A 23,457-nucleotide genomic window follows, 5' to 3' on the forward strand; every position below is an offset into this window, starting at 1 on the left:
GCCAATAAATTCGGGAGAGAACAATGACCATCGAATGGACCCAAGAGGACCTCGAGGCGCGGGAAGAACAGGTGCGGATGATCCGTGACAGCGCGGTGACGCTGGTGTCCCGTCATGGTGCGTTGGAGCGGGCCCGCGAAACCCGCTACAGCGACCTCGGCCTGGATCCCGCGATCTGGCGGGAATTCTGTGAAATGGGTTGGACCGGCCTGCGTGTGCCGGAAGAGAAAGGCGGTGCCGGTCTGGGCATGCTGGAATACGTGGCGCTGCTGGAGGAGCTTGGCAAAGGCCTGGTGCCGGAGCCGTTGATTGAAGGCGCGCTTACCGCCGCGCTGTTGCCGCAAGCCGCCGCCACCGCGCATATCCAGGGCGAGCAACTGATTCTGCCGGCCGGGATCGGGGGCGTTGACCAGCCGCCGGTGTGCCGTGATAACGCGCTGGATGGCGAGGTGCGCCGGGTGTCCCTGGCCAGTGCCGCCGATGCCTTCCTGGTGGCCTGTGATCAGGGACTGGCTCTGGTGGACAAGGACGCCGCCGGGCTGACCCTGGAACGTCAGTTGCAGCAGGACGGTTCCCACGTCGCCACCGTGAAGTTCAATAACACGCCGGTGCGGGAATTGGTGAGCAGCGTCGATGTGGATGCCGCGCTGGAAGACGCCACCCTGGGGTGTGCCGCCTACCTGCTGGGTGTGATGCAGGCGGCGTTCGATGAAACCCTCTCCTATCTGAAAATCCGCCGTCAGTTCGGTAAGGAAATCGGCAGTTTCCAGGCCCTGCAGCATCGCGCCGTGGACCTGAAAATCCAGATCGAACTGACGCGCGCCATGGTCACCAGCGCCGCCCGCGCCATCGATCAGGAATTCCCCATCGAACGCATTCGCCGCGCCGTGTCCACCGCCCGGGTAAAAGCCTCCACCGCCGCCATGCTGGTGACCCGCGAAGCAGTGCAGTTCCACGGCGGCATCGGTTATACCGACGAAGCCGACATCGGTTTGTTCCCGCGCAAGGTGCTGGTGCTGCTCAACCGTTTTGGCGGTGTCGACGGCCACAAACGCCGTTTCATGTCACTGATCGATGAGGAGGACGCCTGATGAGCGGTCCCTTGCTGTCTCGCCGTGAAGGCAACTGCCAGGTGCTCACGTTCAATGCGCCGGCCCGTAAAAACGCGCTCTCCATGGAAATGCGCGCTGAGCTCTATGACGCCTTGCTGGCGGCGGAGCAGGACGCCGGGGTGCGTTGCGTGGTGATCACCGGCGCCGAAGGCACCTTCTGTGCCGGCGGCGACATCGGCCAAATGAACGAAACCCAACTGGCCAGTGCCCGCACCCGCATGCGCCGCAATACCCGCCTGGTGCAGCAGATGCTGACCATGGGCAAACCGCTGATCGCCGCCGTGGAAGGCTGGGCGGTGGGCGCCGGTTTTTCCCTGGCGATGGCCTGCGACACGGTGATCGCCGCGGACAACGCCCGCTTTCAATCGGGCTTTGGCAAAGTGGGATTGGCCGCGGATCTGGGATTGTTTCACACCTTGCCGTCCCGGGTCGGCATGGCTCGCGCGCGTCAGATCCTGATGTACAACCAGCGGCTGGAAGCCGCCGAGGCCCTGAGCCTGGGTGTGGTGGACAGCATGGTGGAGGCCGGCCAGTCCCTGCAAGCCGCCTTGCAACAGGCCGAGGCCCTGAACGATCAGGCACCGCTGGCGGTGGCCGCCACCAAGGCCATGCTCGCCGGTCAGTTGGAATGGGCCTTCACCCGTGAGGTGGATTGGCAGAGCCAATTGCTGATCAGCGCCGACCACCAGGAAGGCAAAGCCGCCTTCGCCGAAAAACGCGCACCCCGTTTCGGAGGTAACTGAACATGGCTGAGCAAAACACCGACTACAACAGCATGAGCGACGAAGACTTCCGTGTCATGGTGCGCCGCTGGCTGGAACAAAACTATCCGGAGGAAATCCGTAATCCGCCGTACCGGTTGGGTATCGGCCCCTGCCGCCCCTGGTACCAGAAGCTGTCGGAAAAAGGCTGGCTGGCACCGGGTTGGCCCGCCGAGCACGGCGGTATGGGTCTCAGCGCCGGCAAGCAGCTGGCGATGATGGAGGAGATGGAAAATTACGGCTGCGCCCGTCTGCCGGACTCCGGCATCACTATGCTCGGTCCGCTGCTGATCCGTTACGGCAGCGACGAGCAGAAAGCGCACTTTCTGCCGAAGATCATTAACGGCGAGCACATCTGGTGCCAGGGTTATTCCGAGCCCAACGCCGGCTCCGACCTGGCGGGCCTGCGCACTGAAGCGCTGCTCGATGGTGACGAATGGGTAATCAACGGCCAGAAAATCTGGACCACCATGGCCACCGAGGCCAACTGGATCTTCGTGTTGGTGCGCACCAGCCGTGAAGGCAAGCCGCAGCAAGGCATCAGCTTCCTGCTGGTGCCGATGGACAGCCCCGGTATTGAAGTGCGGCCGATTCCCAATCTGGAACGCCAGGCCGAATTCGCCGAAGTGTTCTTCACCGACGTGCGCGTGCCGAAGGCCAATCTGGTGGGCGAGGTCAACAAGGGCTGGAGCATGGCCAAGGCGCTGCTCGGCTTCGAACGGATTTTCCTCGGCTCGCCGAAGCAATCTTCCAACGCCCTGGTGCGGGTGGAGCGTCTGGCGCGCCGGCTCGGTGTTTGGAACGACCCGCTGTTCCAGGACCGTTACACCACTCTGGCGATGGACCTGGATTGCCACAAAGCGCTTTACGAGCACTACGCGGATCAGTTGAAACGCGGCGAGTCCCTGGGGCCGGACGTCTCCATGCTGAAAGTGCACCAGTCCGAGTTGTATCAACGCATCAGCGAACTGGCGCTGCTCACCGCCGGTGAGGATTCCGGCACCCTGGAACCCTTGCCCGGTGACCCGGATCTGCATCCGGCGGGGATTTTCATCCAGTCCCGGCCCACCACCATCTACGGTGGCAGTAACGAAATTCAACGCAACATTCTGGCCAAACACGTTCTCGGGCTGCCGTCCTGAGACAAAAGTATCAACGGGAGAGAAATCATGGCACAACAACCCATGCTGGAAGACAAAGTCGTCATCGTCACCGGTGGTGGCGGCGGTGTAGGCCGCGCCTATGTTCTGGCGGCCGCCGCCGCCGGCGCCAAAGTGGTGATCAACGACATCGGCGTATCCCTCACCGGTGAAGGCGGTTCGCAAAGCCCGGCGGAAGAAACCCTCGCCATGGTGCGCGAGCTGGGCGGCGAAGGCGTCATCAACACCGACAGCGTGTCCGATTGGGACAGCGCCCGCCGCATCGTCGATTGCGCGCAGGATCACTTCGGCCGTCTCGACGCGGTGGTCAACAACGCCGGTGTGCTGCGCGACGTCATGTTCCACAAAATGTCACTGGAAGAGTGGCAGTTGGTGGTGGACGTTCACCTCAACGGCACTTTCTATGTAAGCCGTGCCGCCGCCGAAATTTTCCGCAAGCAGCACAGTGGTGCCTACATTCATACTGTCAGCACCTCCGGTTTGATCGGTAACTTCGGCCAGGCCAACTATTCCGCCGCGAAACTGGGCATTGCCGCGCTGTCCAAGTCCATCGCTCTGGACATGCAGCGTTACGGCGTGCGTTCCAACTGCATCGCGCCGTTCGCCTGGAGCCGCATGACCAGCTCCATTCCCGCCCGCACCGACGAAGAAAAAGCGCGAGTGGAAAAACTCAAGCAAATGACTCCGGACAAGAACGCGCCTCTGGTGGTGTTCCTGGCCTCGGATCAGGCCCAGGACATCAGTGGCCAGATCTTCTCCGTGCGCAACAACGAGATTTTCACCATGGGCCAGAGCCGTCCGCTCAAGAGCGTGCACCGCGGCGAAGGCTGGACTCCGGAAACCGTGGCCGACCACGCCATCCCGGCACTGAAGTCCACCTTCTATCCGCTGGAGCGCAGCGGCGACGTGTTCACCTGGGATCCGATTTAACAGGGCATTCCCAGCACCCGACGTAGCTACGAAGCCTCTGTAGGCGCTTGCCTGCAAGCGAATGTGCCAACTCCGGAGGGCCTTGATTCGCCAGCAGGGCTGGCTCCTACAGACCATGCTACGAAGCCACTGTGGAAAGCTTGCTCGCAAGCGAATATGCCAACGCCGGAGGGTTGGGATTCGCCAGCAAGGCTGGCTCCCACAGCTCATGCTACGAAGCCGCTGTGGGAGCTTGCCTGCAAGCGAATGTGCCAACGCCGGAGGACCGGAATTCGCCAGCAGGGCTGGTCTCCCACAGCCTTTCTACAGGGCCGCTGTGGGAAGCTTGCTTGCAAGCGAATGTACCAACGCCGGAGGGCTGGAATTCGCCAGCAGGGCTAGCTCCTACAGATCATGCAACAACCCGAGCCTGACCTTTCACGACCAACACTCGACAATAAGGATAATCATTATGTTCAAGTCCCTCGCCAAATGGGCGGCGCTGGCCGCTCTGCCTCTGGCCGCCGCGCACGGCGCGCTGGCCGACGACGTCAACCTGGAACGTTCCATGCTCTGGAGCGCCTACGATGTGGGCTCCTCCGGTTATACCGAAGCCTCAATGATCGCCGACGCGATGATGAAAGAGTACGGCGTGCGTATTCGCATCATGCCTTCCGGTACTGCTATTGGCCGTCTCAAGCCGCTGGAAACCGGCCGGGTCAAGTTCGCGTTCCTCGCCACCGAAACCTATTTCGCCGCTGAAGGGATCTACGATTTCGCCAGCCCCGACTGGGGCCCCCAGGATCTGCGTGTGCTGCTGGGCCGTCCGGCCTCGGTGTCGCTGGCCACCGCCGCCGATGCCAACATCAAGACGCTCGAGGATCTGCGTGGCAAGCGCGTGGCCTATGTGGAGGCCAACCCTTCGGTGAATATCAAAGCCGAAGCGCTGATGGCGTCCGCCGGTTTGACCTGGGATGACGTCCAGCAGGTGCGCCTGCCGTCCTATGGCGCGTCCCTGCGCGGCATGATCGAAGACACCGTCGATGCCGCCATCGTGTCTCCGGGAGCGCCAACGCTCTATGAGTTGGAGTCCAGCCCCCGCGGTCTGGCCTGGCCGAATATCCCGCTGGACGACAAGGACGCCTGGGACCGTCTGAACAAGGTCGCACCGATCTTCGAAGCGGCCATGGAAACCGTGGGCGCCGGTATGTCCGAGGACAAACCGGCACCGATGGCGGCGTACCGCTATCCGATGATCGTCACCTACGCCGCGCTCTCCGACGACGAGGCCTACAGCATGACCAAGGCGGTGGTGTCCACCTACGACCTGTACAAGGACTCCAATCCGGTGATGCCCCGCTGGGACGTGAAGTTGTCCGGACGTCCGCCGGTGGATGCACCTTTCCACCCCGGTGCGATTCGCTACCTGAAGGAAATCGGCGTGTGGACCGCCGAGGACGACAAATGGAATCAGAAGCGTATCGAGCATCTTCAGAAAGTGAAGGCCGCATGGAAGGCCGCGCGTGACGAAGCCAAAACCAAAGGCGTCAGTGACGACGCCTGGCCGCAATTCTGGATGGACTACCGCAAAGAGGCCCTGAGCGCAGATTGAGACCGCTCAGGCTTGTGAGCGAAACGGTCGCGCGGTGATCCCGTCGCGGCCGCTTCGTCGCCATCGACTGAATGACGGAGAAACCACCATGCAGGCCGAAACCAATCCCGACGCCACCCCGGCCACGAGCCCGGAAGGGGAGGCCACACGGGTATCCGGCGCCGCTTACGTCGCTGTCTTGATACTGTCCGCCCTGGGGCTGACCCTGGCGGTGAACCAGGTCTTTACACTCAAGCTGTTCGGCTTTCAGCCACTGAGTACCGCTTTCTATTACCTGTTGATCGGCGTGTTCGTGGCCGTGGCTTTTCTGGTTTTTCCGGCCACCAAGGGCAGCCGTGAGCGGGTGCCGTGGTACGACTGGCTGCTGGCGCTGATAACGCTGGCGGTGGGCGTCTACTTTTCTTCCAACGCGGCCACCATTATCAACAGTGGCTGGGATATCGATGCCCCGATGTTGCCCACGGTGCTGTCCGGAGTGCTGGTCCTGATCGCGCTGGAGGGCGTGCGCCGTTGTGGTGGCACCGTCCTGTTGCTGGTGTGTCTGGTTTTCAGCATCTATCCGCTGTTCGCCGACAGCATGCCCGGCGTGTTGTGGGGATCCCAATACACCCTGGAGGAAGCCGTGCGCGCCAACGCCATGGGCGTGGAGAGCATCATCGGCATTCCCATGCGCGTGGTGGCGGATCTGCTGATCGGCTTCATTGTCTTCGGTGTGGTGCTGACGGTGTCCGGCGGCGGTGATTTCTTCATGAAGCTGGCCTACGCGCTGATGGGATCCCGCCGTGGCGGGCCGGCCAAGGTCTCGATTCTGTCCTCGGGCTTTTTCGGCAGCCTTTCCGGCAGCGCCGTGTCCAATGTGCTGTCCACCGGCCCGATGACCATCCCCACCATGAAGCGCTACGGTTACCCCGGCACCTATGCCGCCGCGGTGGAAGCCTGTGCCTCCACTGGCGGTACCATCATGCCTCCGATCATGGGTGCGGTGGCCTTTATCATGGCGTCCTTTCTCAATGTCCCGTACCTGGAAGTGGCGTCCGCCGCTCTGGTGCCGGCGCTGTTTTTCTATTTGATCCTGTTCCTGCAGGCGGACGCGCACGCCGCGCGCAAGGGACTGAAAGGACTGCCTAAGGAAGAGCTGCCATCGGTGGTGAAAACCCTGCTGGAAGGCTGGATCTATCTTTTCAGTCTGGCGCTGCTGGTCTTTCTGCTGCTGGCCTGGCGTATCGAATCCATGGCGCCGTTCTACGCGTCCGTGGCGCTGCTGGTGACCGCTTTGGTTCTGCATCGTGGCGGTAACCGCAAGCGGGTGATCCTGGATGTGATCGTCGAGTCCGGAAAAAACGTGGCCAACCTGGTGGCGATTCTGGCCGGCATCGGGCTGGTGGTGGGGGCGCTGTCCCTGACTGGCGCCGGCACGGCTTTTTCCCGGGAACTGATCCAGTACGCCGGCGACAACGTGGCACTGCTGTTGATACTGGGCGCGCTCACCAGCTTCGTGCTGGGCATGGGCATGACCGCCAGCGCCTGCTACATCTTCCTGGCTATCGTGCTGGCGCCGGCGCTGGTGAAAATGGGCCTGGACCCGGTGGCCAGCCACATGTTCATTCTCTATTGGGGCATGCTGTCCTACATCACGCCGCCGGTGGCGCTGGCGTCCATTACCGCCGCCGGTGTGGCCGGCGAGCCGGCGATGAAGACCGCCTTTCAGTCCTTCAAACTGGGATCCGTGCTGTTCATTCTGCCGTTCCTGTTCGTGGTGGAACCGGAACTGATTCTGCGCGGCGAACCGATACTGATCGTCCGCTATGTCATCACTGCCGCCATTGGTGTCTGGATGCTGTCCGCCGGGCTGGAACGCTACGCCTATTTCCACGGCGCGTTGAGCCGCTTCAAGGCGTTGCTGTTCCTGATCGGCGGCCTGCTGATGATGGTGCCCGGCTGGGAGACGGACGTGGCCGGCGTGGCACTGGTGGGGCTGGTTTACCTCAGCGGTTTGCTACTGCCCGGAACCCGGAAGGACGCGCAAACCGAAACCTGAATCGTCGCTCTATTACAGATAGACCGGCCTACGAAGCCGCTGTGGGAAACTGTCCGGGCGGCGCTCCGCTTGGCAGTGAATGGGGCCCTGAAGATATGCCTCAGGCCAGTTCGCTGGCAAGCCAGCTTCCCACAGAACAGGAGTCACGAAGCCGCTGTAACGCGATCCGTTCTTTCATACCAACGAACCCAAACGAGGAAGTCACCATGGCTCGTCAAAACAAACCGATTCGCTCCGACATCGCCTGGAGCACCCGTGACCGCATCGAAGTGCGGGGCAAGGATCTGCCCAATGAAATTCTCGGGCACATGAATCTGGGGGATCTCGCCTACCTGCAACTGACCGGGCAAGCGCCCACCGAGCAGCAATCCAAGGTGTTCAACGCCATCGTCATCACCCTGGTGGAACACGGTATCACGCCGTCCGCGTTGGCCGCCCGTATCACCTATGCCGGTGCGCCGGAATCCCTGCAAGCGGCGGTGGCCGCCGGCCTGTGCGGTCTTGGCACGGTGTTCGTCGGCAGCATGGAAGGCGCCTCGAAAATGCTTTATGAAGCGCTGCCGGATCCGAAAGCCGATGTGGATCTGGAGGCTCTGGCGGATCAAGTGGTCGCCGACTTCCGTGGCCGCAAGCAAATCATTCCAGGCCTTGGCCACCCGCTGCACAAGCCGGTGGATCCGCGCACCCCGCGGCTGTTCCAGATCGCCGAGGAGAACGGCCTGTCCGGTCGCTACGTGGATCTGATGCAGCGCATCGCCGCCAAAGCCGAAGCGGCTTCCGGCAAACAACTGCCGATCAATGCCACCGGAGCCATCGGCGCGATCTGCTGTGAATTCGGTTTCCCCTGGAAAATCGTGCGCGGCTTCGGCGTCATGGCCCGCGCCATCGGCCTGGTGGGGCACATCCTGGAAGAATCGGAGAACCCCATGGGCGTGGAAATCTGGCAACGCGTGGAAGACGAAGCCACCGCGCACATCCGGCCGGAATAAGTCAGGCCTTCGCTTGCAAGCAAGCTTCCCACAGCGGCTTCGTAGCATGGCTGTGGGAAGCTGGCTTGCCAGCGAATAGGCTCTCGGCCGCGTAGCCACCTCTGAATTATCCCTCGTCGGCAAGCGCCTCCACGATCACCTCGGGGTGGCGCAAGGCAATAGCGATCAGTGTCCGGGCGGCGCCGGACGGCGCGCGCCGACCCTGTTCCCATTCCTGCAGAGTGCGATGGGAAATATTCAGAGCCTGGGCGAATTCGGACTGAGACAAACCGGTACGGTGGCGGGCCTGGGCCACTTCGTTGTCGCTCACTTCGGTTTTGCGGGCAACGTAGCCCGCTTTCATTTCTCGAACCGACTGCAGCAGCCTCTTGCCCAGTTCCTCTCCGGTCAGAGTTTTATCCTTGGCCATTTTCCAACTCCTCGCGTATGGCTTTCAGCAGGTGCGGCGGGATAGTGCTAGTGGTGTTTTTGGCGTACATCACCAGCAGCCAGATTTCTCCATTGGCCAGGCGGGTGAAGTAAAGAACGCGTACCCCGCCTCTTTTACCCATTCCCGGCCGGGACCAGCGGACTTTGCGACAACCGCCGCTGCCAGGGACGACATTACCGGCATATGGGTGCGCTGCGATCCAGGCGCAAAACTCGGCTCGTTCTTCTGTGCTCCACAATTTGTCCGCATCCGCTGCGAAAGTGGGCGTTTCAACTACCGTGTACATTTGGTCAGTATACGTCTAAGACGTATTTCGTCAAGAGGATGGGAGAAGGGGCGTTTGCCCCCATCTCTCACCCCGGCAGCTCACCCCAGCAAAGAGTGCAGCACGAACACCCAAACGCACAGTGTTGGCACGATGATCCAGAAGAACAGGCCGTCCCAGCGCCAGGCGATCATGTAGGAGGAGCGCTGCAACAGTTGCTCAAGCACCTGCATGGCGGCGGTGAAGGGGGAGGTGATCATCGCCAGGGACCAGGCGCTCATCAGCGCCACCGCCAGCACCACGGGTTCCAGTCCGATCTCATGGGTGTCGGCGAAGAGGCCGGCGATCAGGGTCACCGAGACAATCGGGTTGAGCCCAATCTGCGACAGCAGGATCACCGCCATCATCGCGGCGACCGCGAACCAGGGGCCATACAGGCCGGTGTGCAACAGCGCCTCGGCCAGCATGTCGCGATCAATCGCCGGCACCAGCAGCGCGCCGAGGAAAGCGGAACCGCCAAGAATCGCCACTTCGTTACGGTTGGCGCCGAAGATCAGGCGGGAATGCCGGTACAACAGCATGGCCGCCCGGCGCGCACCGGTGCCGCCACCCAGCCGGCGCCGCTGCAACGACAACCAGGTGAAGGCGCTCAGCGGGCAGGCGATCAACACCGCCACCGGCAAGCGCACATCCAATACCCAGCCACACAGGAACACGGCTGCAGTGATCACCGCGGCCAGGGCGGTGAATTGCCACAAGGGTTTGGAAGAACGCCGATCCACCGGCGGCACTTTCAGGTTGCGCGGGCGCAGCACCCAATCCAGTAACCAGCCGATGGCGAACATCAGCACCGCCGTGGGCAGCGCCACCGGCGCGATGGTGTGCCAGCGCAGCGACGGCATGTTCGACAGCATCACCGCCATGGTCACGCCCAGTGGCGACAGCAACGGCACCAGGGCAAAGCCGCGCAGAATCGACAGCATCATCCGCCGTTCACGCACCGCCTGCACACGCCGTTCGCCGCCGGCGGCACTGAGGCTGTTGCTGCGTTGCACCATGGAGCCGAACAGGCCGATCACGCCGATGTTGATGATCATGCCGAACACCGCGGTGCCGATGGACAGCGTCGGATAACGCCAGGCCGGACGCTGGCGGATCAACACCTGACCGGCGTGACGGACCAGACGGGAGCGCATGGCCGACACCCGTAACAGGCCCAGGGCGGAGACAAAAGTGGCGAAGAAACAGAAGCGGTCCCAGGCCGCCAGAAACTGGGGCAGGGGATTGTCACTCTGGCTCGATATCAGGACGGACAGGGCGGCGATGAACAACAGCAGGCCCTTGGCCAGTTTGCTCTTGCGGCGCCATTGAACCAGCAGATAGATCAGCAGAGTGGGGCGCGCGATCCAGGGGGAAAGCGGATTGGGGAACAACAGGGAAACCAGGGTGGCGGCCATGCACAGCGGCAAGGCGTAATCCAGCAGCCGGCGCAAACGCCGGGGCCATTCCCTGTTCAATTAACGTGTCCCCCGATTGCAAACATTCGCTTGCAAGCAAGCTTCCCACAGCCGTGCTACGAAGCCGCTGTGGGAGGCTGCCTTGGCAGCGAATAGCCGTCCTTTTCATACAGAAAAGGACGGCTATGCTTATTGCGCCTCGCGCACCATGTTGCGAGCGATCACGATCTGCTGGATCTGGGTGGTACCTTCGTAGATCCGGAACAGACGCACATCGCGATAGAAACGCTCCACCGCGTATTCGGACATATAGCCGGAACCACCGTGAATCTGCACCGCGCGATCGGCCACACGGCCCACCATTTCCGCGCAGAACAGTTTACAGCAGGACGCATCCAGGCTCACCGGCTGGCCGGCGTCCTTGGTGCGGGCGGCTTCCAGAACCATGGAACGGCCGGCGAACGCCTCGGCGCGGGAATCGGCCAGCATCGCCTGGATCAACTGGTGCTCGGCCAGCGGCTGGCCGAACTGCTTACGCTCCATGGCGTAGCGCAGGGCATCCTCGATCAGGCGTTCGGCCACGCCCACGCACACCGCGGAGATGTGCAGCCGGCCACGATCGAGCACCTTCATGGCGGTTTTGAAACCCTGGCCTTCCTTCAGACCGATGATGTTTTCCGCCGGTACCCGGCAGTCTTCAAAAGTGATGTCGCAGGTGTGGGCGCCTTTCTGCCCCATTTTCACGTCCGGCTTGCCACGGATCAGGCCGGGAGTATCGCCTTCGACGATGAATGCGGTGATGCCGCCGGCGCCCTTGTTGTCCGGGTCGGTGCGTGCCATCACCGTGTACAGGTTGGCTTTCGGGCCATTGGTGATGAACCGTTTGGTGCCGTTCAGGATGTAGTGGTCGCCATCGCGCACGGCGCGGGTTTTCAGGCTGGCGGCATCGGAGCCGGCGTCCGGCTCGGTCAGGCAGAAGGAACTGATCACTTCGCCGGTGGCCAGCTTCGGCACGTACTTGCGCTTCTGCTCTTCGGTGCCGTCGATCAGAATACCCTGGGCGCCGATACCATTATTGGTCCCGAACAGGGAACGGAAAGCCGGCGAGGTCCGTCCGATCTCGAACGCCACCAGTGCCTCTTCTTCCATTGTCAGGCCGAGACCACCATACTCTTCCGGGATGGACAGGCCGAACAGGCCCATCTCTTTCATTTCCTGAACAATGTCTTCGGGAATGGCATCGTTCTCGGCCACGGATTGCTCGGCGGGCACGAGACGGTCACGGACAAAGCGTCGAACAGTGTCGACGAGCTGGTTGAGCAGTTCGGAGTCACGAATCATGATTCTGTCGTTTCGATCGGCAAGAGAGTTTCGCGGAGGATGAACCGGAGCCGCGAGGTGGATCGCGGTGTGGACGCCTCCCTGGAATGGGCGGACCGGGCGGTCACCCGACTTGCAAGGCACTCTGTCACGGCCTATCCTTTCCGTCAAGTTTCAAAACAATATTCCGCACAGCGGACGCCACTTCCCGTGCTTCCCTATGAATGGCGCCGTGCCTCGTGGGAGCGGCTTATGGACCGCCATTGCGGTCGATTACCGCCTCACCGGAACACTTGGATTCGGGACCAACCTTTGAGGACCTCACAGCATGCTTGACGCCTATATCTACGACGGTTTGCGCACTCCTTTTGGCCGCCACGCCGGCGCCCTGGCACCGGTGCGTCCGGATGACCTGCTGGCTTCCGTCATCAGCACCCTGGTCAACCGCAATGACTTCCCGCTGGAGAAGTTCGAGGACGTGGTTGCCGGTAACACCAACCAGGCCGGCGAAGATGCCCGTAACGTGGCCCGTCACGCCGGTTTGCTGGCCGGCCTGCCGGAGTCGGTGGCCGGTGTCACCGTGAACCGCCTGTGCGGTTCTGGTCTGGCCGCCACTCTGGACGCCGCCCGCATGGTTACCGTCAATGAAGGCGACCTGGTGATCGCCGCCGGCGTGGAATCCATGAGCCGCGCCCCGTTCGTCATGGCCAAAGCACAAACCGCTTATAGCCGTGACATGAAGGTGTTCGACAGCACCATCGGCGCGCGCTTCCCCAACTCGCGTATTCTGAAGGAATTCGGCGCCGACACCATGCCGGAAACCGCCCACAACGTGGCCGCCGAACTGGGCATCAGCCGCGAGGAAGCGGACGCCTACGCGGCCCAGTCCCAGGCTCGCTATGAAGCCGCCCGCGCCGACGGTTTCTTCAAGGAAGAAATCATGCCGGTGGAAGTGCCCCAGGGCCGCAAGAAGCCGCCGCTGGTGGTGGATGCCGACGAGCACCCGCGCCCGGGCACCGGCGCCGAGCAACTGGCCAAGCTGCCGGCCATCGTTGAGGGCGGCATCGTCACCGCCGGCAACGCCTCCGGGGTCAACGACGGCGCCGCCGCGCTGATCATCGGCTCCCGCGCCGCCGGCGAAGCCGCCGGTATCGCGCCGCGTGCCCGCATCATCGCCGGCGGCGTGGCCGGTGTGGCACCGCGGGTCATGGGCTTGGGCCCGGTGGAGGCCTGCAAGAAGGTACTGGACCGTGCCGGCCTGACTCTCAAGGACATGGACGTAATCGAAATCAACGAGGCCTTCGCCACCCAGGTGCTCGGCTGCTGCAAGCAACTGGGCCTGAAAGGCGACGACGAGCGCCTCAACCCGAACGGTGGCGCCATCGCCGTTGGTCACCCGCTGGGCGCTTCCGGTTCCCGTCTGGCTCTGACCGCGCTGCGTCAGTTGGAGCGCACCGGTGGCCGCTACGCGCTGGTGAGCCTGTGTATCGGTATCGGCCAGGGCGTGGCCATGCTGATCGAGCGCCTGCCGCGCTAACGTCCTTACCGCGAGCAATCCTGCTTCCCACGGCACTGCTACGAAGCCGCTGTGGGAAGCTGGCTTGCCAGCGAATACAGTGTGAATTCATATCTCCAGTCCCAATTCGCGGCCAAGGCCGCTTCCCACAGCGGCTTCGTAGCTCCCTTCCGTGGGAAGCCCGCTGTCAGACCCTGTTTTTTTCTTGCTATTAAATAGCGCGCGATTTAATATCGCCCTCATGAACGATCACGACACCCCCGACAGTCTGCTCAAGCTTGACCTCCAGGTCTGCTTCGCCCTGTATTCCACCAACCTGGCCATGACCAAGGTCTACCGCCGGTTGTTGCGCGAACTGGGGCTCACTTATCCGCAATACCTGGTAATGATGGTGTTGTGGGAGGAGGATGGACAGAGCGTGTCGGAGATCGGCGAGCGGTTGTTCCTGGATTCCGCCACGCTGACGCCGCTGCTCAAGCGACTCGAGGGCATGGGGCTGCTGTCCCGCCGCCGGGCCGCCGACGACGAGCGCCGGGTAAAGGTGCGGCTTACCGAGCAGGGGCGTGAGCTGCGCATCCGGGCTGAAGCGATTCCCGAAGCGGTGGCCTGCGCCAGCCAGTGCCAGCCGGAAGAACTGATGGCACTGAAAGATCAGCTTCATGCCTTGCGCCGTAAACTGAACGGGTAGGGCGCCACGTTGCACATTGGCGCCTTGCTTTGGGTTTATTTAAATAGTGCGCTATTTAATAGCGCAAAATGACCGTAAAGGAGAACACCATGAGCATCGAAAAAGTACTGTACCGTGCCGAAGCCAAAGCCACCGGTGGCCGTGACGGCCGCGCCGTGAGCAGCGACAACGCCCTGGATGTGAAGCTGACCACGCCGCAGGCCCTGGGTGGCCCGGGTGGCGAGGGCACCAACCCGGAGCAGTTGTTCGCCGCCGGCTACAGCGCCTGCTTTCTCAGCGCGCTGAAACTGGTCGCCGGCAAGGCCAAGGTGGCTTTGCCCGCCGAAAGCAGTGTTCAGGGGCAGGTGGGCATCGGCCCGGTGGGCGCTGGTTTCGGCCTGGAAGTGGCGTTGACCGTAAGCCTGCCGGGGCTGGATCAGGCCCAGGCGGAGCAACTGGTCAACAAGGCTCACGAAGTATGCCCGTACTCCAACGCCACCCGCGGCAACATCGACGTCAGTCTGAACGTGCAGGTCTGATTCCCGCCCCCGAGCCCCTTGCCAGGACCCTGGCGAGGGGCTTTGTTTATTTTCATCAAACCTTCATCCGTCATCATCGCTTTTGCCCCGGCGCCTGCTAGAGTTTGCAGGTGAATTCCCAGTCTTGTGCCATGTTCAAGGAGCGATCATGAAAACCACGCTTTCTCTTTCCGCCCTGACGGTGGCCGCCTTGCTCACCGCCTGTGACCAGGGGCCGGCCAACGATTCCCAATCCTCCGGGCAAGGAGGCGCCGCCATGGAACAGAAAGAACAGCAGGTGACCCTCAAAGGCGAAGTGCTCTACCGGGAGCGCATCGCGTTGCCGCCGGATGTCACCGTGAGGGTAGTGCTGGAGGATGTGTCCCTGGCCGATGCCGCGGCCAAGGTGATTGCCGAGCAGACCATCGAACCGGAAACCCAGGTGCCGATTCCGTTTGAACTGACGTACATGCGTGGTGACGTCAATCCGGACATGGGCATGGGCTACGCGGTGCGCGCGGAAATTCGCGATCAGCAGGACAAGCTGCTGTGGACCACCACCGAACGGCATACCGTGGAAGTGGGCGAGAGCAACGACCAGCCGGTAACCGTCATCGTTCATCGGGTGCCCGGTGACGACACGCCTCGGGAGAATCCGGAGAACATGGAAGGGGTGGAGGGGGCCGGGTTGTCTCCGGCGGCGCAGAAAGTCCGTGAGCAGGGCGCCCAGTTCTGGGCGGCGGGTAATGAGCCCGGCTGGAGCCTGGCCATCTATCCGCAGGTGAAACTGGAGCTGGTCACCGATTACGGTGAAACCACCATCGCCACTCCGGATCCCGGTCCCAAGGAAGAGGGCGGCAAAACCCTCTATCAGGCCAGCAACGAAGACACCGACCTGACCGTGGAAATTGAACAGAGCCCCTGCCAGGACGACATGAGCGGGAAACAGTATCCGTACACTGTGGTGGTCAGCTACGGCGATACCACTCTGAACGGGTGTGGGCAGGAGCTGTAAAGGTATCGGGATTCGCCAGCAGGCTGGCTCCCACAGATGGTGCTACGAAGCTGCTGTGGGGAGCTTGCCTGCAAGCGAATGTGCCGACGTCGGAGGGTCAGAATTCGCCAGCAAGCTGGCCTCCCACAGCCTTTCTACAGGGCTGCTGTGGGAAGCTTGCTCGCAAGCGAATATGCCAACGTCGGAGGGCCAATTCGCCAGCAAGCTGGCCTCCCACAGCCTTTCTACAGGGCTGCTGTGGGAAGCTTGCTCGCAAGCGAATATGCCAACGCCGGAGGGCCAATTCGCCAGCAAGCTGGTCTCCCACAGCCTTTCTACAGGGCTGCTGTGGGAAGCTTGCTCGCAAGCGAATATGCCAACGCCCGGAGGGCCAATTCGCCAGCAAGCTGGTCTCCCACAGCCTTTCTACAGGGCCGCTGTGGGAGACTTGCTCGCAAGCGAATATGCCAACGCCGGAGGGCCAATTCGCCAGCAAGCTGGTCTCCCACAGCCTTTCTACAGGGCCGCTGTGGGAGACTTGCTCGCAAGCGAATATGCCAACGCCGGAGGGCCAATTCGCCAGCAAGCTGGCCTCCCACAGCCTTTCTACAGGGCTGCTGTGGGAGACTTGCTCGCAAGCGAATATGCCAACGCCGGAGGGCCAATTCGCCAGCAAGCTGGTCTCCCACAGCCTTTCTACAGGGCCGCTGTGGGAGACTTGCTCGCAAGCGAATGTCCCAACGTCGAAAAGGCGATTCGAGCAGTGCCCCTCACTCCGACAAAAACACCCGCCCCAGCCGTTCCGCTTCTTCAACGCTGGCCACTACCCGCAGCGGCACATTGAACAGTCCGGCCAGGGCCGCGCTCTGGGTTTGCATCACCAGCCGTTTGGCGGCGTTCGGCTGAACCCCGACCATGCCCTTGCAGGCACGGGCCAGCGCGTCCCGGTTGCGCTTGAGCCACAGCGTGCGCCGCTTGCGGTCCTGGTGAGTCTCCTCCGCCACCTCGGCGTTACCCAGCAGCACCACGAACGGTTCCGGCTGGGCAATCAGGGCATCCATCTCTTCCTCCCAGCGCAGGGCGTAGCCCTCCGGCAGGGACTCGGGGAAGAAGCGCACCACGGGAAAGGCGCTGATGTCGTGAATCTCGAAGTCGTCCAGCGTCATCATCGCCCCTCCCGTTGATCATCCAGCCACTGGCGCAGGCTGGGTTGGCGCACCTGCAGGATGTCGAACAGTCCCGGCGCCTCCAGCGCGGGCAGTAATTCCGCCAGATCCCGCTCCGCTTCCCGCCGTTGCGGCTCCGGCGTGGCCGGGTCCAGCCACAGGCGGGCATTGACCAGAAACGCGCCCACCGACCCCTTGCGGATGGTGACGCCGTCGAGATTCAGGGTGCTTTGCTCGTCGGGCAGTATGTCATTGGCTCGCATGGTTAGGTCCTTTCAATGGAAGGGCGGGAACAAGAGGGTGAAAACAGACTAGCGCGAAGCGGATGACTGAAATACGGTATGGAGGTCATTCAATAACGGAAACTCGCCATCATGGCTTTAACCTCTGGCAGCGGTTCTTTCCCCGCCTTTCCCGGGCCTCTGGTGGCTCGTGTCTGGAGCAAACGGGACGCCGAACGCGAGGCGCGCATGGCCGGCGTGCACAGTCATGACGAAGGCCAGTTGTGCGGTGCCATCGACGGTCTGCTGACCGTACGGACCGGCGCCACCCTGTGGGCGGTGCCGGCGGTTCACGCGATCTGGATTCCACCGCGCTGCGAGCACGGTATCGACCCCCATGGCCGGTTCGATGGCTGGGCGCTGCTGATGCGTGAGGATCTGTGCGCGGGGCTGCCGGAGAAGCCCTGCACGGTGCGGGTTTCCGGGCTGTTGATGGAAGCGGTGAAACGTGCCGCCAGCTGGGACCAGCAAAGCTGGGATCGACAGCAGGATCCGCTGGCGGCGGTCATCGCCGCCGAGATTCGCGAGCTGCCGGAAGCGCCGTTGGGGCTGCCCATGCCCACGGATCCACGCCTGCTGAAAGTGGCCCGCGCCCTGCTGGATGAGCCGGCGGACCGGCGCGACCAAAGCGAATGGGCGCGTTGGGCCGGACTCTCGGCGCGCACCCTGTCACGACGCTTTCCTCAGGAAACCGGCCTCAGCTTCCAGCGATGGCGGCAACGGGCCCGGCTGCTGCGCGCCTTGGAGCGGCTGGCCAACGACACCCCGGTGACCACCGTCGCCCTGGAACTCGGCTACGATAACGTCAGCGCCTTCATCGCCGCCTTCCGCGACAGGTTCGGCGTGACGCCAGGGAAGTGGCGGGGGTAGGGGGCGTAACGATTCGCCAGCAGGCTGGCTCCTACAGATCATGCTACGAAGCCGCTGTGGGAGCTTGCCTGCAAGCGAACGGGGTTGCCGTCCGTCCAATGGCGTTTTTTCCACGACGACCGGTATCCGTATCCCGACGCTCACCCTGCTAAGTTCAGAGTCCCATCAAGAACCGGAAGACCGACATGCCAGGGAAGGCACAGTCACATCGCCTAAGGGCAGGCCGCCATAGCGAAGCCGGGCGGATTTATCATGTGTCAATAACGTGCCATCACCGACACGCTAATTTTGCGCAGCTCGGCCAGGGGCGCTGTGCGGTAAGAGCATTGCGGGCTGTTTCGGATTATGCCGATACCCTGTGCTTCGTGGTGATGCCGGACCATCTGCACTGGTTGCTGCAATTGCGACGTGATGCCGGCCTGTCCGGAACGGTACAGAAGGCGAAGTCAGTAGCAACGAGATATTGGCGCCTTGAGGAGGGGACAAAAGAGCCCCTTTGGCAAAGGGGCTTCCATGATCGGGCACTCCGAAAGGACGACGATGTCGTCGCCGTGGCCAAATACATCATCGCGAATCCTCTGCGAGCAGGCTTGGTCCGCTCCGTTCGCGATTATTCGCTCTGGGATGCGGTCTGGCTATAAAGACATTCGCCAGCAGGCTGGCTCCCACAATTTGTGCTACGAAGCCGCTGTGGGAGACTTGCTTGCAAGCGGAGCGCCGCCCGGTTGATCTCCCACTGCCTTTCTACAGGGCCGCTGTGGGAGCTTGCCTGCAAGCGAATGTGCCAACGCCGGAGGGCCGGGATTCGCCAGCAAGCTGGTCTCCCACAGCTTTTCTACAGGGCTGCTGTGGGAAGCTTGCTTGCAAGCGAATAGCCCGGGTACCGTTAAACCCTTTGCGAACTCGGGAGAACAACAATGGCGAAAGCCTTGGTAATGCGTGAAACCGGTGGTCCGGAAGTATTGCGGGTGGAGGAGGTGGACGTGGGCGACCCCGGTCCCGGGGAAGTTCGGATCAAGCAGACCGCCATCGGTGTCAATTTTCATGACATTTATGTGCGTTCCGGTCTGTATCAAACCTTGCCGCTGCCCGGCGTCCCCGGCCTGGAAGCCGCCGGAGAAATCACCGCGGTGGGTGAGGGCGTGGAAGGCTTCGCGGTAGGGGAGCGGATGGTGTACGTGTCCGGTAACTACGGCGCTTACACGGACGAACGGCTAATCAGCGCCGATACCCTGGTGAAGATTCCCGATGGCGTGGACGAGATCAGCGCCGCCTCGATGATGGTGCGCGGCTCCACCGCCCACGTCCTGCTGCATCAGGTGTTTCCGCTACAGGCCGGCCAAACCATCCTGGTGCAATCCGCCGCCGGAGGTGTCGGGCAATTGCTGGTGCAATGGGCACACCACATGGGCGCCACGGTGATCGGCACCGTCGGCAGTGAGGAGAAAGCGGAGCTGGTGCGCGCCCGGGGCTGTGACCACGTGATCCTCTACCGTGAGGAAGATATCGTCGAGCGGGTCCGGGAGATCACCCAGGGCGAGGGCGTGGCGGTGGCTTACGATTCCGTCGGCAAGGACACCTTTTACAAGTCCCTGGACTGCCTGGCGCCGCTGGGACATCTGGTCAACTTCGGCCAGTCCTCCGGCCCGGTGGAACCGATGCCGGTGTCGTTGCTGGCGCGCGGCTCCAACACCGTGGTGCGTCCCATGCGAGGCCACTACACCCGTGATCCGAAAGTGCGGGACGCCACCGCCGCCGCCTTCTTCGAGGCCCTGAAAAGCGGTGTGCTGACACCGGAGCCGCCGCGCGTGTATCCGTTCGAGCAGATCGGCCAGGCGCACCAGGACATGGAGGATCGTCTCACCAGCGGCGCGGTGGCATTGAAGGTGTAAATACAGATCACTACGAAGCCGCTGTGGGAGCCAGCCTGCTGGCGAACTCCGAACCTGCGGTGTTGAGGTATTCGCTTGCGGGCAAGCTCCCACAGCGGCTTCGTAGACGGGTTTGTGAAATCATGGTCGCGAAACCGGCTCACCAAAGCGTTCTCACGCGTGGAGTGAACACCGAGACCGGACACAAAGGCCGGGACCCCGTACAATGCCGCCATGACGGAACCGGCCCCCCCTTCTTATCCGGTCCCCGCCGCGGCGGTGGAGCGGGAGATCGAAATCAACAAAAGCCGCTTCATCGCCTGGCTGCGACCGGTCACCAACCGGGCGGCGGCACAGGCGGTGCTGGCGGAAGCCCGTGAGCGTTACCCGGACGCCACCCATCACTGCTATGCCTGGCTGATCGGGCCGCCATCCTCCGCGCAGGGCGCCGCCAACGACGACGGCGAGCCCTCCGGCACCGCCGGACGGCCAATTCTCAATGTGCTGCAGCACAAAGGCGTGGGCGACGCCATGGTGGTGGTGATCCGCTACTTCGGTGGCGTCAAGCTGGGCGCTGGCGGCCTGGTGCGGGCCTATTCCGCCGCGGCGGAAGCGGTGCTGGCGGCCATGGAAGTGGTCGAGCAGGAGCCCACCTGTGAGGTGGCCGTGAGCCTGGACTTCGCCGGCGAGCAACCCTTGCGCCATTGGTGCGGCCAGCATGAAGCCGAACTGATGGAGATCCGGTACGGCGAGGGCGTGACCGCCCGCATCAGTCTGCCGGACCTGGCCCTGGCGGATCTACGGGCGTTCTGCGCGGCGCATGGGTTTGCCATCGAGAAGTTGTAGGGGGATGGAATCTTCGCCAGCAGGCTGGCTCCCACAGACCATGCTACGAAGCCGCTGTGGGAGCTTGCCTGCAAGCGAATGGGCCAACATCGGAGGCCGGAATTCGCCAGCAGGCTGGCTCCTACAGATCGTGCCACGAAGCCGCTGTGGGAGCTTGCCTGCAAGCGAATGTGCCAACGCCGGAGGCCGGAATTCGCCAGCAGGCTAGCTCCCACAGACCGGGATTCGCCAGCAGGCTGGCTCCCACAGAGTCAGGGAAGCCCCAAGCCAAACACATGACGCCTTTCACCATGGGCTAACCATTCCACTCCAGGCACTCTCGAAAGCCCCATTCCGATAATAAAAGGAGAGCCCCATGTCCATTGTTGATCCGGACAAAGACCGCCTGCCGGAGATCCTCGCCGGCATTCCCGCCGATACCCCCATCGTCATGCTCAACCTGCTGCGTTTCCGCGCCGTGGCCCACTATCGGAAAAGCGGCGACGCCGACTACGATGGCCGCGAAGCCTACCGTCGCTATTCCGAAGTGGCGTTCCGCAAAGTCGAAGGCGTGGGCGGCAAACTGATCTGGTCCGGGGACGCCCTGGCCGGGGTGATCGCGCCGCCGGACGAACACTGGGATGAAGTGCTGCTGGTACGCTACCCCTCGATCCAGGCCTTCGCCGATATGCTGGCGGACCCGGAATACCGGGAAGCCACCCGTCACCGCACCGCTGCTCTGGAAGAAGCCCGCCTGGTCGCCATGAAGCAACAGTCCGGTTAATGCACTGTAACAATTTCGCAACCAGGGCTGGGCCGGCGCGCCAAAACGCCCAAGCCCCTTGCGCTGGAGCCTCCCCGCCGGTACCGTCCTGGCTTGCCAGGCCCCGGGGGTGGTCATGTACCGGTAACAAAGAGTCCTGACCCTGTTGCTCTGTGGCGCTAGAGCAGGCCACCGTGCCAACCGTGATTTCTGTCGAACAGAACACAGCGCGCCGGGGCTGGCGATGGCGAAATGATCAGGGCCTCGGGCCGGGCAGGATCGGGGAATCGCCGTTGGGATAGCCATCTGGTGGTAAAGTCGATGTAAAATGCCGCCTGCCGCCGTATTCACGACGTAACGGCCGGGTCATAATCCCGCTCCGGAAGGAGTGTCAAAACGGGTTGGAAAAGGATCCCCAGTGGTTGATTGGGCTAAGTGGTTAAAAGGCAGCGCCGCCGTCGCGCTGGTTGGATGGGTGTCCGGGGCGCAAGCCGCGCCCTGGGTGGAAACCGGTGATCTGCGCGCCAGGCACCACGTGGAAGCGCTGTCCGCCATGGGCTGCTTCAAGGGCCTGACCCTGACCTGGCCGCTGAACTGGTCGGCGATTGCCGTGGGCATGTCCGGCATGCCGGAAGAGTGCCGCAGCTCAGACCACGCTGCGTACCTGCGCGCCGCCATGGATCAGGCCAAGGGCCAGACCCGCACCGCCACCCTCACACTGGGAGGCGCCAACCAGGAACCGCTGTTCTCCCATTTCGGCTCCCAGCCCATGGGCGAAGCCGATGCCCGCATGGCCGTCAGCTACACCGGCCGGCGCTGGGCCGCCAACATCGAAGCCCAATACATCGACAACGACCGGGATGAGCGCGAAGTGCGCGCCGACGGCAGCTACGTGGCCGGCCGTTTCGGCAACTGGCAACTGGGCGTCGGCGCTATCGACCGCTGGTGGGGCCCGGGCTGGCACAGCTCCCTGGCGTGGTCGTCCAATGCCCGGCCCGTGGCCGGTTTCTGGGTCAGCCGCCAAACCCCCTATGCACCCCAGTCCCGCTGGCTAAACTGGATCGGTCCCTGGGATCTGCAGATGTTCGGCGGGCAACTGGAGCAGGATCGCGGCATCCCCGATGCCAAATTGCTGGGTGGCCGCCTGACTTTGCGCCCGGCCTCCTTCCTGCAAATCGGCTTCACCCGTTTATTCCAATGGGGTGGGGAAGGCGCCTCCGAAAGTTGGGGCTCGCTGGGCGACGCCATCATCGGCAAGGACAACGGCCAAACCTCGGGCTTTGACGAAGGCGAGGACCCCAGTAACCAACTCGCTGGCTTTGACTTCCGGGCCAGCTTCCCGCTGTTCGGTGTGCCCACCAGTTTCTATGGCCAGGCCATGGGCGAGGACGAGGCCGGTTATATGCCGTCCAAGTACGCCACCCAGTTTGGCTTCGATTTCCTTACCCATATGGGCAAGGGCAGTCAGCGCTTCTTTATTGAGGGCGCCAACACCGTTGCCGGCGATCTGTTCGGCAATGCCCGTGAAGGCGTGATGTACGAACATTCAAGATATACCAGCGGCTTCCGATATTATGGACGCAACCTGGCCAGCACCTGGGAAAGCGACGCCAAGGTGGCGACCCTGGGGGTACAGCAGTTTTTCCGCAGCGGTGTGGTATTCACCGCAGCCCTCAGCAGCGCCACCCTCAATGTGGACGGCGGCAAACGGGCCCAGGTGCACCCGGACGGTGCTGAAATCCTCCAGGCCGTGGATGAGCAGGATGTGATTCTCGGCGAGCTGCGTCTGGAACACGATTTTCTCGGTGGCCGGCTCACCTGGGCCTTGGCCGCCACCGACGATCCGGTGGAAACCTTCGCTGGCGAGAGCGAACGTTTGACCGCCATGGCGCAATGGCGCCGTACCTTTGACTGGTAACAGGATTTTCCGGTG

22 protein-coding genes are annotated in these 23,457 nt (G+C 62.8%); 17 read left to right on the top strand and 5 right to left on the bottom strand.

Annotation, left to right across the window (positions count from 1 at the left end; all coding sequences use genetic code 11):
- Positions 1 to 23 precede the first annotated feature (23 nt).
- The 7 genes from RYH70_RS07985 to RYH70_RS08015 all read left to right on the top strand — a co-directional run bounded on the left by RYH70_RS07985 (position 24) and on the right by RYH70_RS08015 (position 8,581).
- Positions 24 to 1,091, top strand: a complete 1,068-nt coding sequence (locus RYH70_RS07985; RefSeq protein WP_035450817.1) for an acyl-CoA dehydrogenase family protein — start codon at positions 24 to 26, stop codon at positions 1,089 to 1,091.
- Positions 1,091 to 1,855 carry an enoyl-CoA hydratase/isomerase family protein gene (locus tag RYH70_RS07990; RefSeq protein WP_026948913.1) on the top strand — a complete coding sequence of 255 codons (765 nt, stop codon included), beginning with the start codon at positions 1,091 to 1,093 and terminating at the stop codon, positions 1,853 to 1,855. Before RYH70_RS07985 ends, RYH70_RS07990 begins: the two co-directional genes overlap by 1 nt.
- Before the next feature lie 2 nt (positions 1,856 to 1,857).
- A complete protein-coding gene (locus tag RYH70_RS07995; protein WP_026948912.1) occupies positions 1,858 to 3,015 on the top strand; it encodes an acyl-CoA dehydrogenase family protein in 1,158 nt (385 codons plus the stop codon).
- Positions 3,016 to 3,042: 27 nt separating this feature from the next.
- Entirely contained in the window at positions 3,043 to 3,963 is a 921-nt protein-coding gene (locus tag RYH70_RS08000) for an SDR family NAD(P)-dependent oxidoreductase (RefSeq protein ID WP_080530749.1), read from the top strand.
- Between the two features lie 451 nt (positions 3,964 to 4,414).
- A complete protein-coding gene (locus tag RYH70_RS08005; protein WP_317010011.1) occupies positions 4,415 to 5,554 on the top strand; it encodes a TAXI family TRAP transporter solute-binding subunit in 1,140 nt (379 codons plus the stop codon).
- An 88-nt stretch (positions 5,555 to 5,642) separates the two neighbouring features.
- Positions 5,643 to 7,592 carry a TRAP transporter permease gene (locus RYH70_RS08010; RefSeq protein WP_317010012.1) on the top strand — a complete coding sequence of 650 codons (1,950 nt, stop codon included), beginning with the start codon at positions 5,643 to 5,645 and terminating at the stop codon, positions 7,590 to 7,592.
- 206 nt (positions 7,593 to 7,798) lie between these two features.
- The gene (locus RYH70_RS08015; RefSeq protein WP_055100585.1) at positions 7,799 to 8,581 is read left to right on the top strand and encodes a citryl-CoA lyase; all 783 of its coding nucleotides are present in this window, start codon (positions 7,799 to 7,801) and stop codon (positions 8,579 to 8,581) included.
- 106 nt (positions 8,582 to 8,687) lie between these two features.
- Here the strand turns inward: RYH70_RS08015 and RYH70_RS08020 are convergent, their stop codons facing one another.
- From RYH70_RS08020 to RYH70_RS08030, 3 genes are all read right to left on the bottom strand, one after another.
- Positions 8,688 to 8,990 (bottom strand): helix-turn-helix domain-containing protein, encoded by a 303-nt coding sequence (locus tag RYH70_RS08020; protein ID WP_163121372.1) that lies wholly within the window; start codon positions 8,988 to 8,990, stop codon positions 8,688 to 8,690.
- Positions 8,991 to 9,377: 387 nt separating this feature from the next.
- Positions 9,378 to 10,793 (bottom strand): hypothetical protein, encoded by a 1,416-nt coding sequence (locus RYH70_RS08025; RefSeq protein ID WP_317010013.1) that lies wholly within the window; start codon positions 10,791 to 10,793, stop codon positions 9,378 to 9,380.
- A 129-nt stretch (positions 10,794 to 10,922) separates the two neighbouring features.
- The gene (locus tag RYH70_RS08030) at positions 10,923 to 12,074 is read right to left on the bottom strand and encodes an acyl-CoA dehydrogenase family protein (RefSeq protein WP_022994208.1); all 1,152 of its coding nucleotides are present in this window, start codon (positions 12,072 to 12,074) and stop codon (positions 10,923 to 10,925) included.
- Between the two features lie 307 nt (positions 12,075 to 12,381).
- Here RYH70_RS08030 and RYH70_RS08035 point away from each other — a divergent pair, with 307 nt between their 5' ends.
- From RYH70_RS08035 to RYH70_RS08050, 4 genes are all read left to right on the top strand, one after another.
- Entirely contained in the window at positions 12,382 to 13,590 is a 1,209-nt protein-coding gene (locus RYH70_RS08035; RefSeq protein WP_284456217.1) for a 3-oxoadipyl-CoA thiolase, read from the top strand.
- A gap of 220 nt (positions 13,591 to 13,810) precedes the next feature.
- On the top strand, positions 13,811 to 14,257 hold the full coding sequence (locus RYH70_RS08040; RefSeq protein ID WP_022994210.1) for a MarR family winged helix-turn-helix transcriptional regulator: 447 nt from the start codon (positions 13,811 to 13,813) through the stop codon (positions 14,255 to 14,257).
- 89 nt (positions 14,258 to 14,346) lie between these two features.
- Complete coding sequence (locus tag RYH70_RS08045) at positions 14,347 to 14,775, top strand: organic hydroperoxide resistance protein (protein WP_022994211.1); 429 nt, start codon at positions 14,347 to 14,349, stop codon at positions 14,773 to 14,775.
- Between the two features lie 148 nt (positions 14,776 to 14,923).
- Positions 14,924 to 15,769 (top strand): YbaY family lipoprotein, encoded by an 846-nt coding sequence (locus RYH70_RS08050; protein ID WP_080530753.1) that lies wholly within the window; start codon positions 14,924 to 14,926, stop codon positions 15,767 to 15,769.
- A 749-nt stretch (positions 15,770 to 16,518) separates the two neighbouring features.
- Here RYH70_RS08050 and RYH70_RS08055 read toward each other — a convergent pair.
- Together RYH70_RS08055 and RYH70_RS08060 are read right to left on the bottom strand one after the other, a co-directional pair.
- Complete coding sequence (locus tag RYH70_RS08055; protein WP_284456216.1) at positions 16,519 to 16,917, bottom strand: GntR family transcriptional regulator; 399 nt, start codon at positions 16,915 to 16,917, stop codon at positions 16,519 to 16,521.
- Positions 16,914 to 17,177: a hypothetical protein gene (locus RYH70_RS08060; RefSeq protein ID WP_317010014.1), complete on the bottom strand. Its 264-nt coding sequence runs from the start codon at positions 17,175 to 17,177 to the stop codon at positions 16,914 to 16,916. The genes RYH70_RS08055 and RYH70_RS08060 overlap by 4 nt, the downstream gene beginning before the upstream one ends.
- A gap of 111 nt (positions 17,178 to 17,288) precedes the next feature.
- Between RYH70_RS08060 and RYH70_RS08065 the strand changes: the two genes are divergently transcribed.
- The 6 genes from RYH70_RS08065 (at position 17,289) to RYH70_RS08090 (ending at position 23,442) form a co-directional block, all read left to right on the top strand.
- Positions 17,289 to 18,065 (top strand): helix-turn-helix transcriptional regulator, encoded by a 777-nt coding sequence (locus RYH70_RS08065; RefSeq protein ID WP_317010015.1) that lies wholly within the window; start codon positions 17,289 to 17,291, stop codon positions 18,063 to 18,065.
- Between the two features lie 185 nt (positions 18,066 to 18,250).
- Positions 18,251 to 18,706: an REP-associated tyrosine transposase gene (locus RYH70_RS08070; protein ID WP_317010016.1), complete on the top strand. Its 456-nt coding sequence runs from the start codon at positions 18,251 to 18,253 to the stop codon at positions 18,704 to 18,706.
- Between the two features lie 276 nt (positions 18,707 to 18,982).
- Positions 18,983 to 19,957, top strand: a complete 975-nt coding sequence (locus RYH70_RS08075) for a quinone oxidoreductase family protein (protein WP_317010017.1) — start codon at positions 18,983 to 18,985, stop codon at positions 19,955 to 19,957.
- A 213-nt stretch (positions 19,958 to 20,170) separates the two neighbouring features.
- The gene (locus RYH70_RS08080; RefSeq protein WP_317010018.1) at positions 20,171 to 20,782 is read left to right on the top strand and encodes a YigZ family protein; all 612 of its coding nucleotides are present in this window, start codon (positions 20,171 to 20,173) and stop codon (positions 20,780 to 20,782) included.
- Between the two features lie 355 nt (positions 20,783 to 21,137).
- A complete protein-coding gene (locus tag RYH70_RS08085; protein ID WP_022997549.1) occupies positions 21,138 to 21,545 on the top strand; it encodes a DUF1330 domain-containing protein in 408 nt (135 codons plus the stop codon).
- A gap of 397 nt (positions 21,546 to 21,942) precedes the next feature.
- Positions 21,943 to 23,442, top strand: a complete 1,500-nt coding sequence (locus RYH70_RS08090; RefSeq protein WP_317010019.1) for a capsule assembly Wzi family protein — start codon at positions 21,943 to 21,945, stop codon at positions 23,440 to 23,442.
- Positions 23,443 to 23,457 lie beyond the last annotated feature (15 nt).

It is taken from the genome of Alloalcanivorax xenomutans, assembly GCF_032810065.1.
GTDB lineage: Bacteria > Pseudomonadota > Gammaproteobacteria > Pseudomonadales > Alcanivoracaceae > Alloalcanivorax > Alloalcanivorax xenomutans.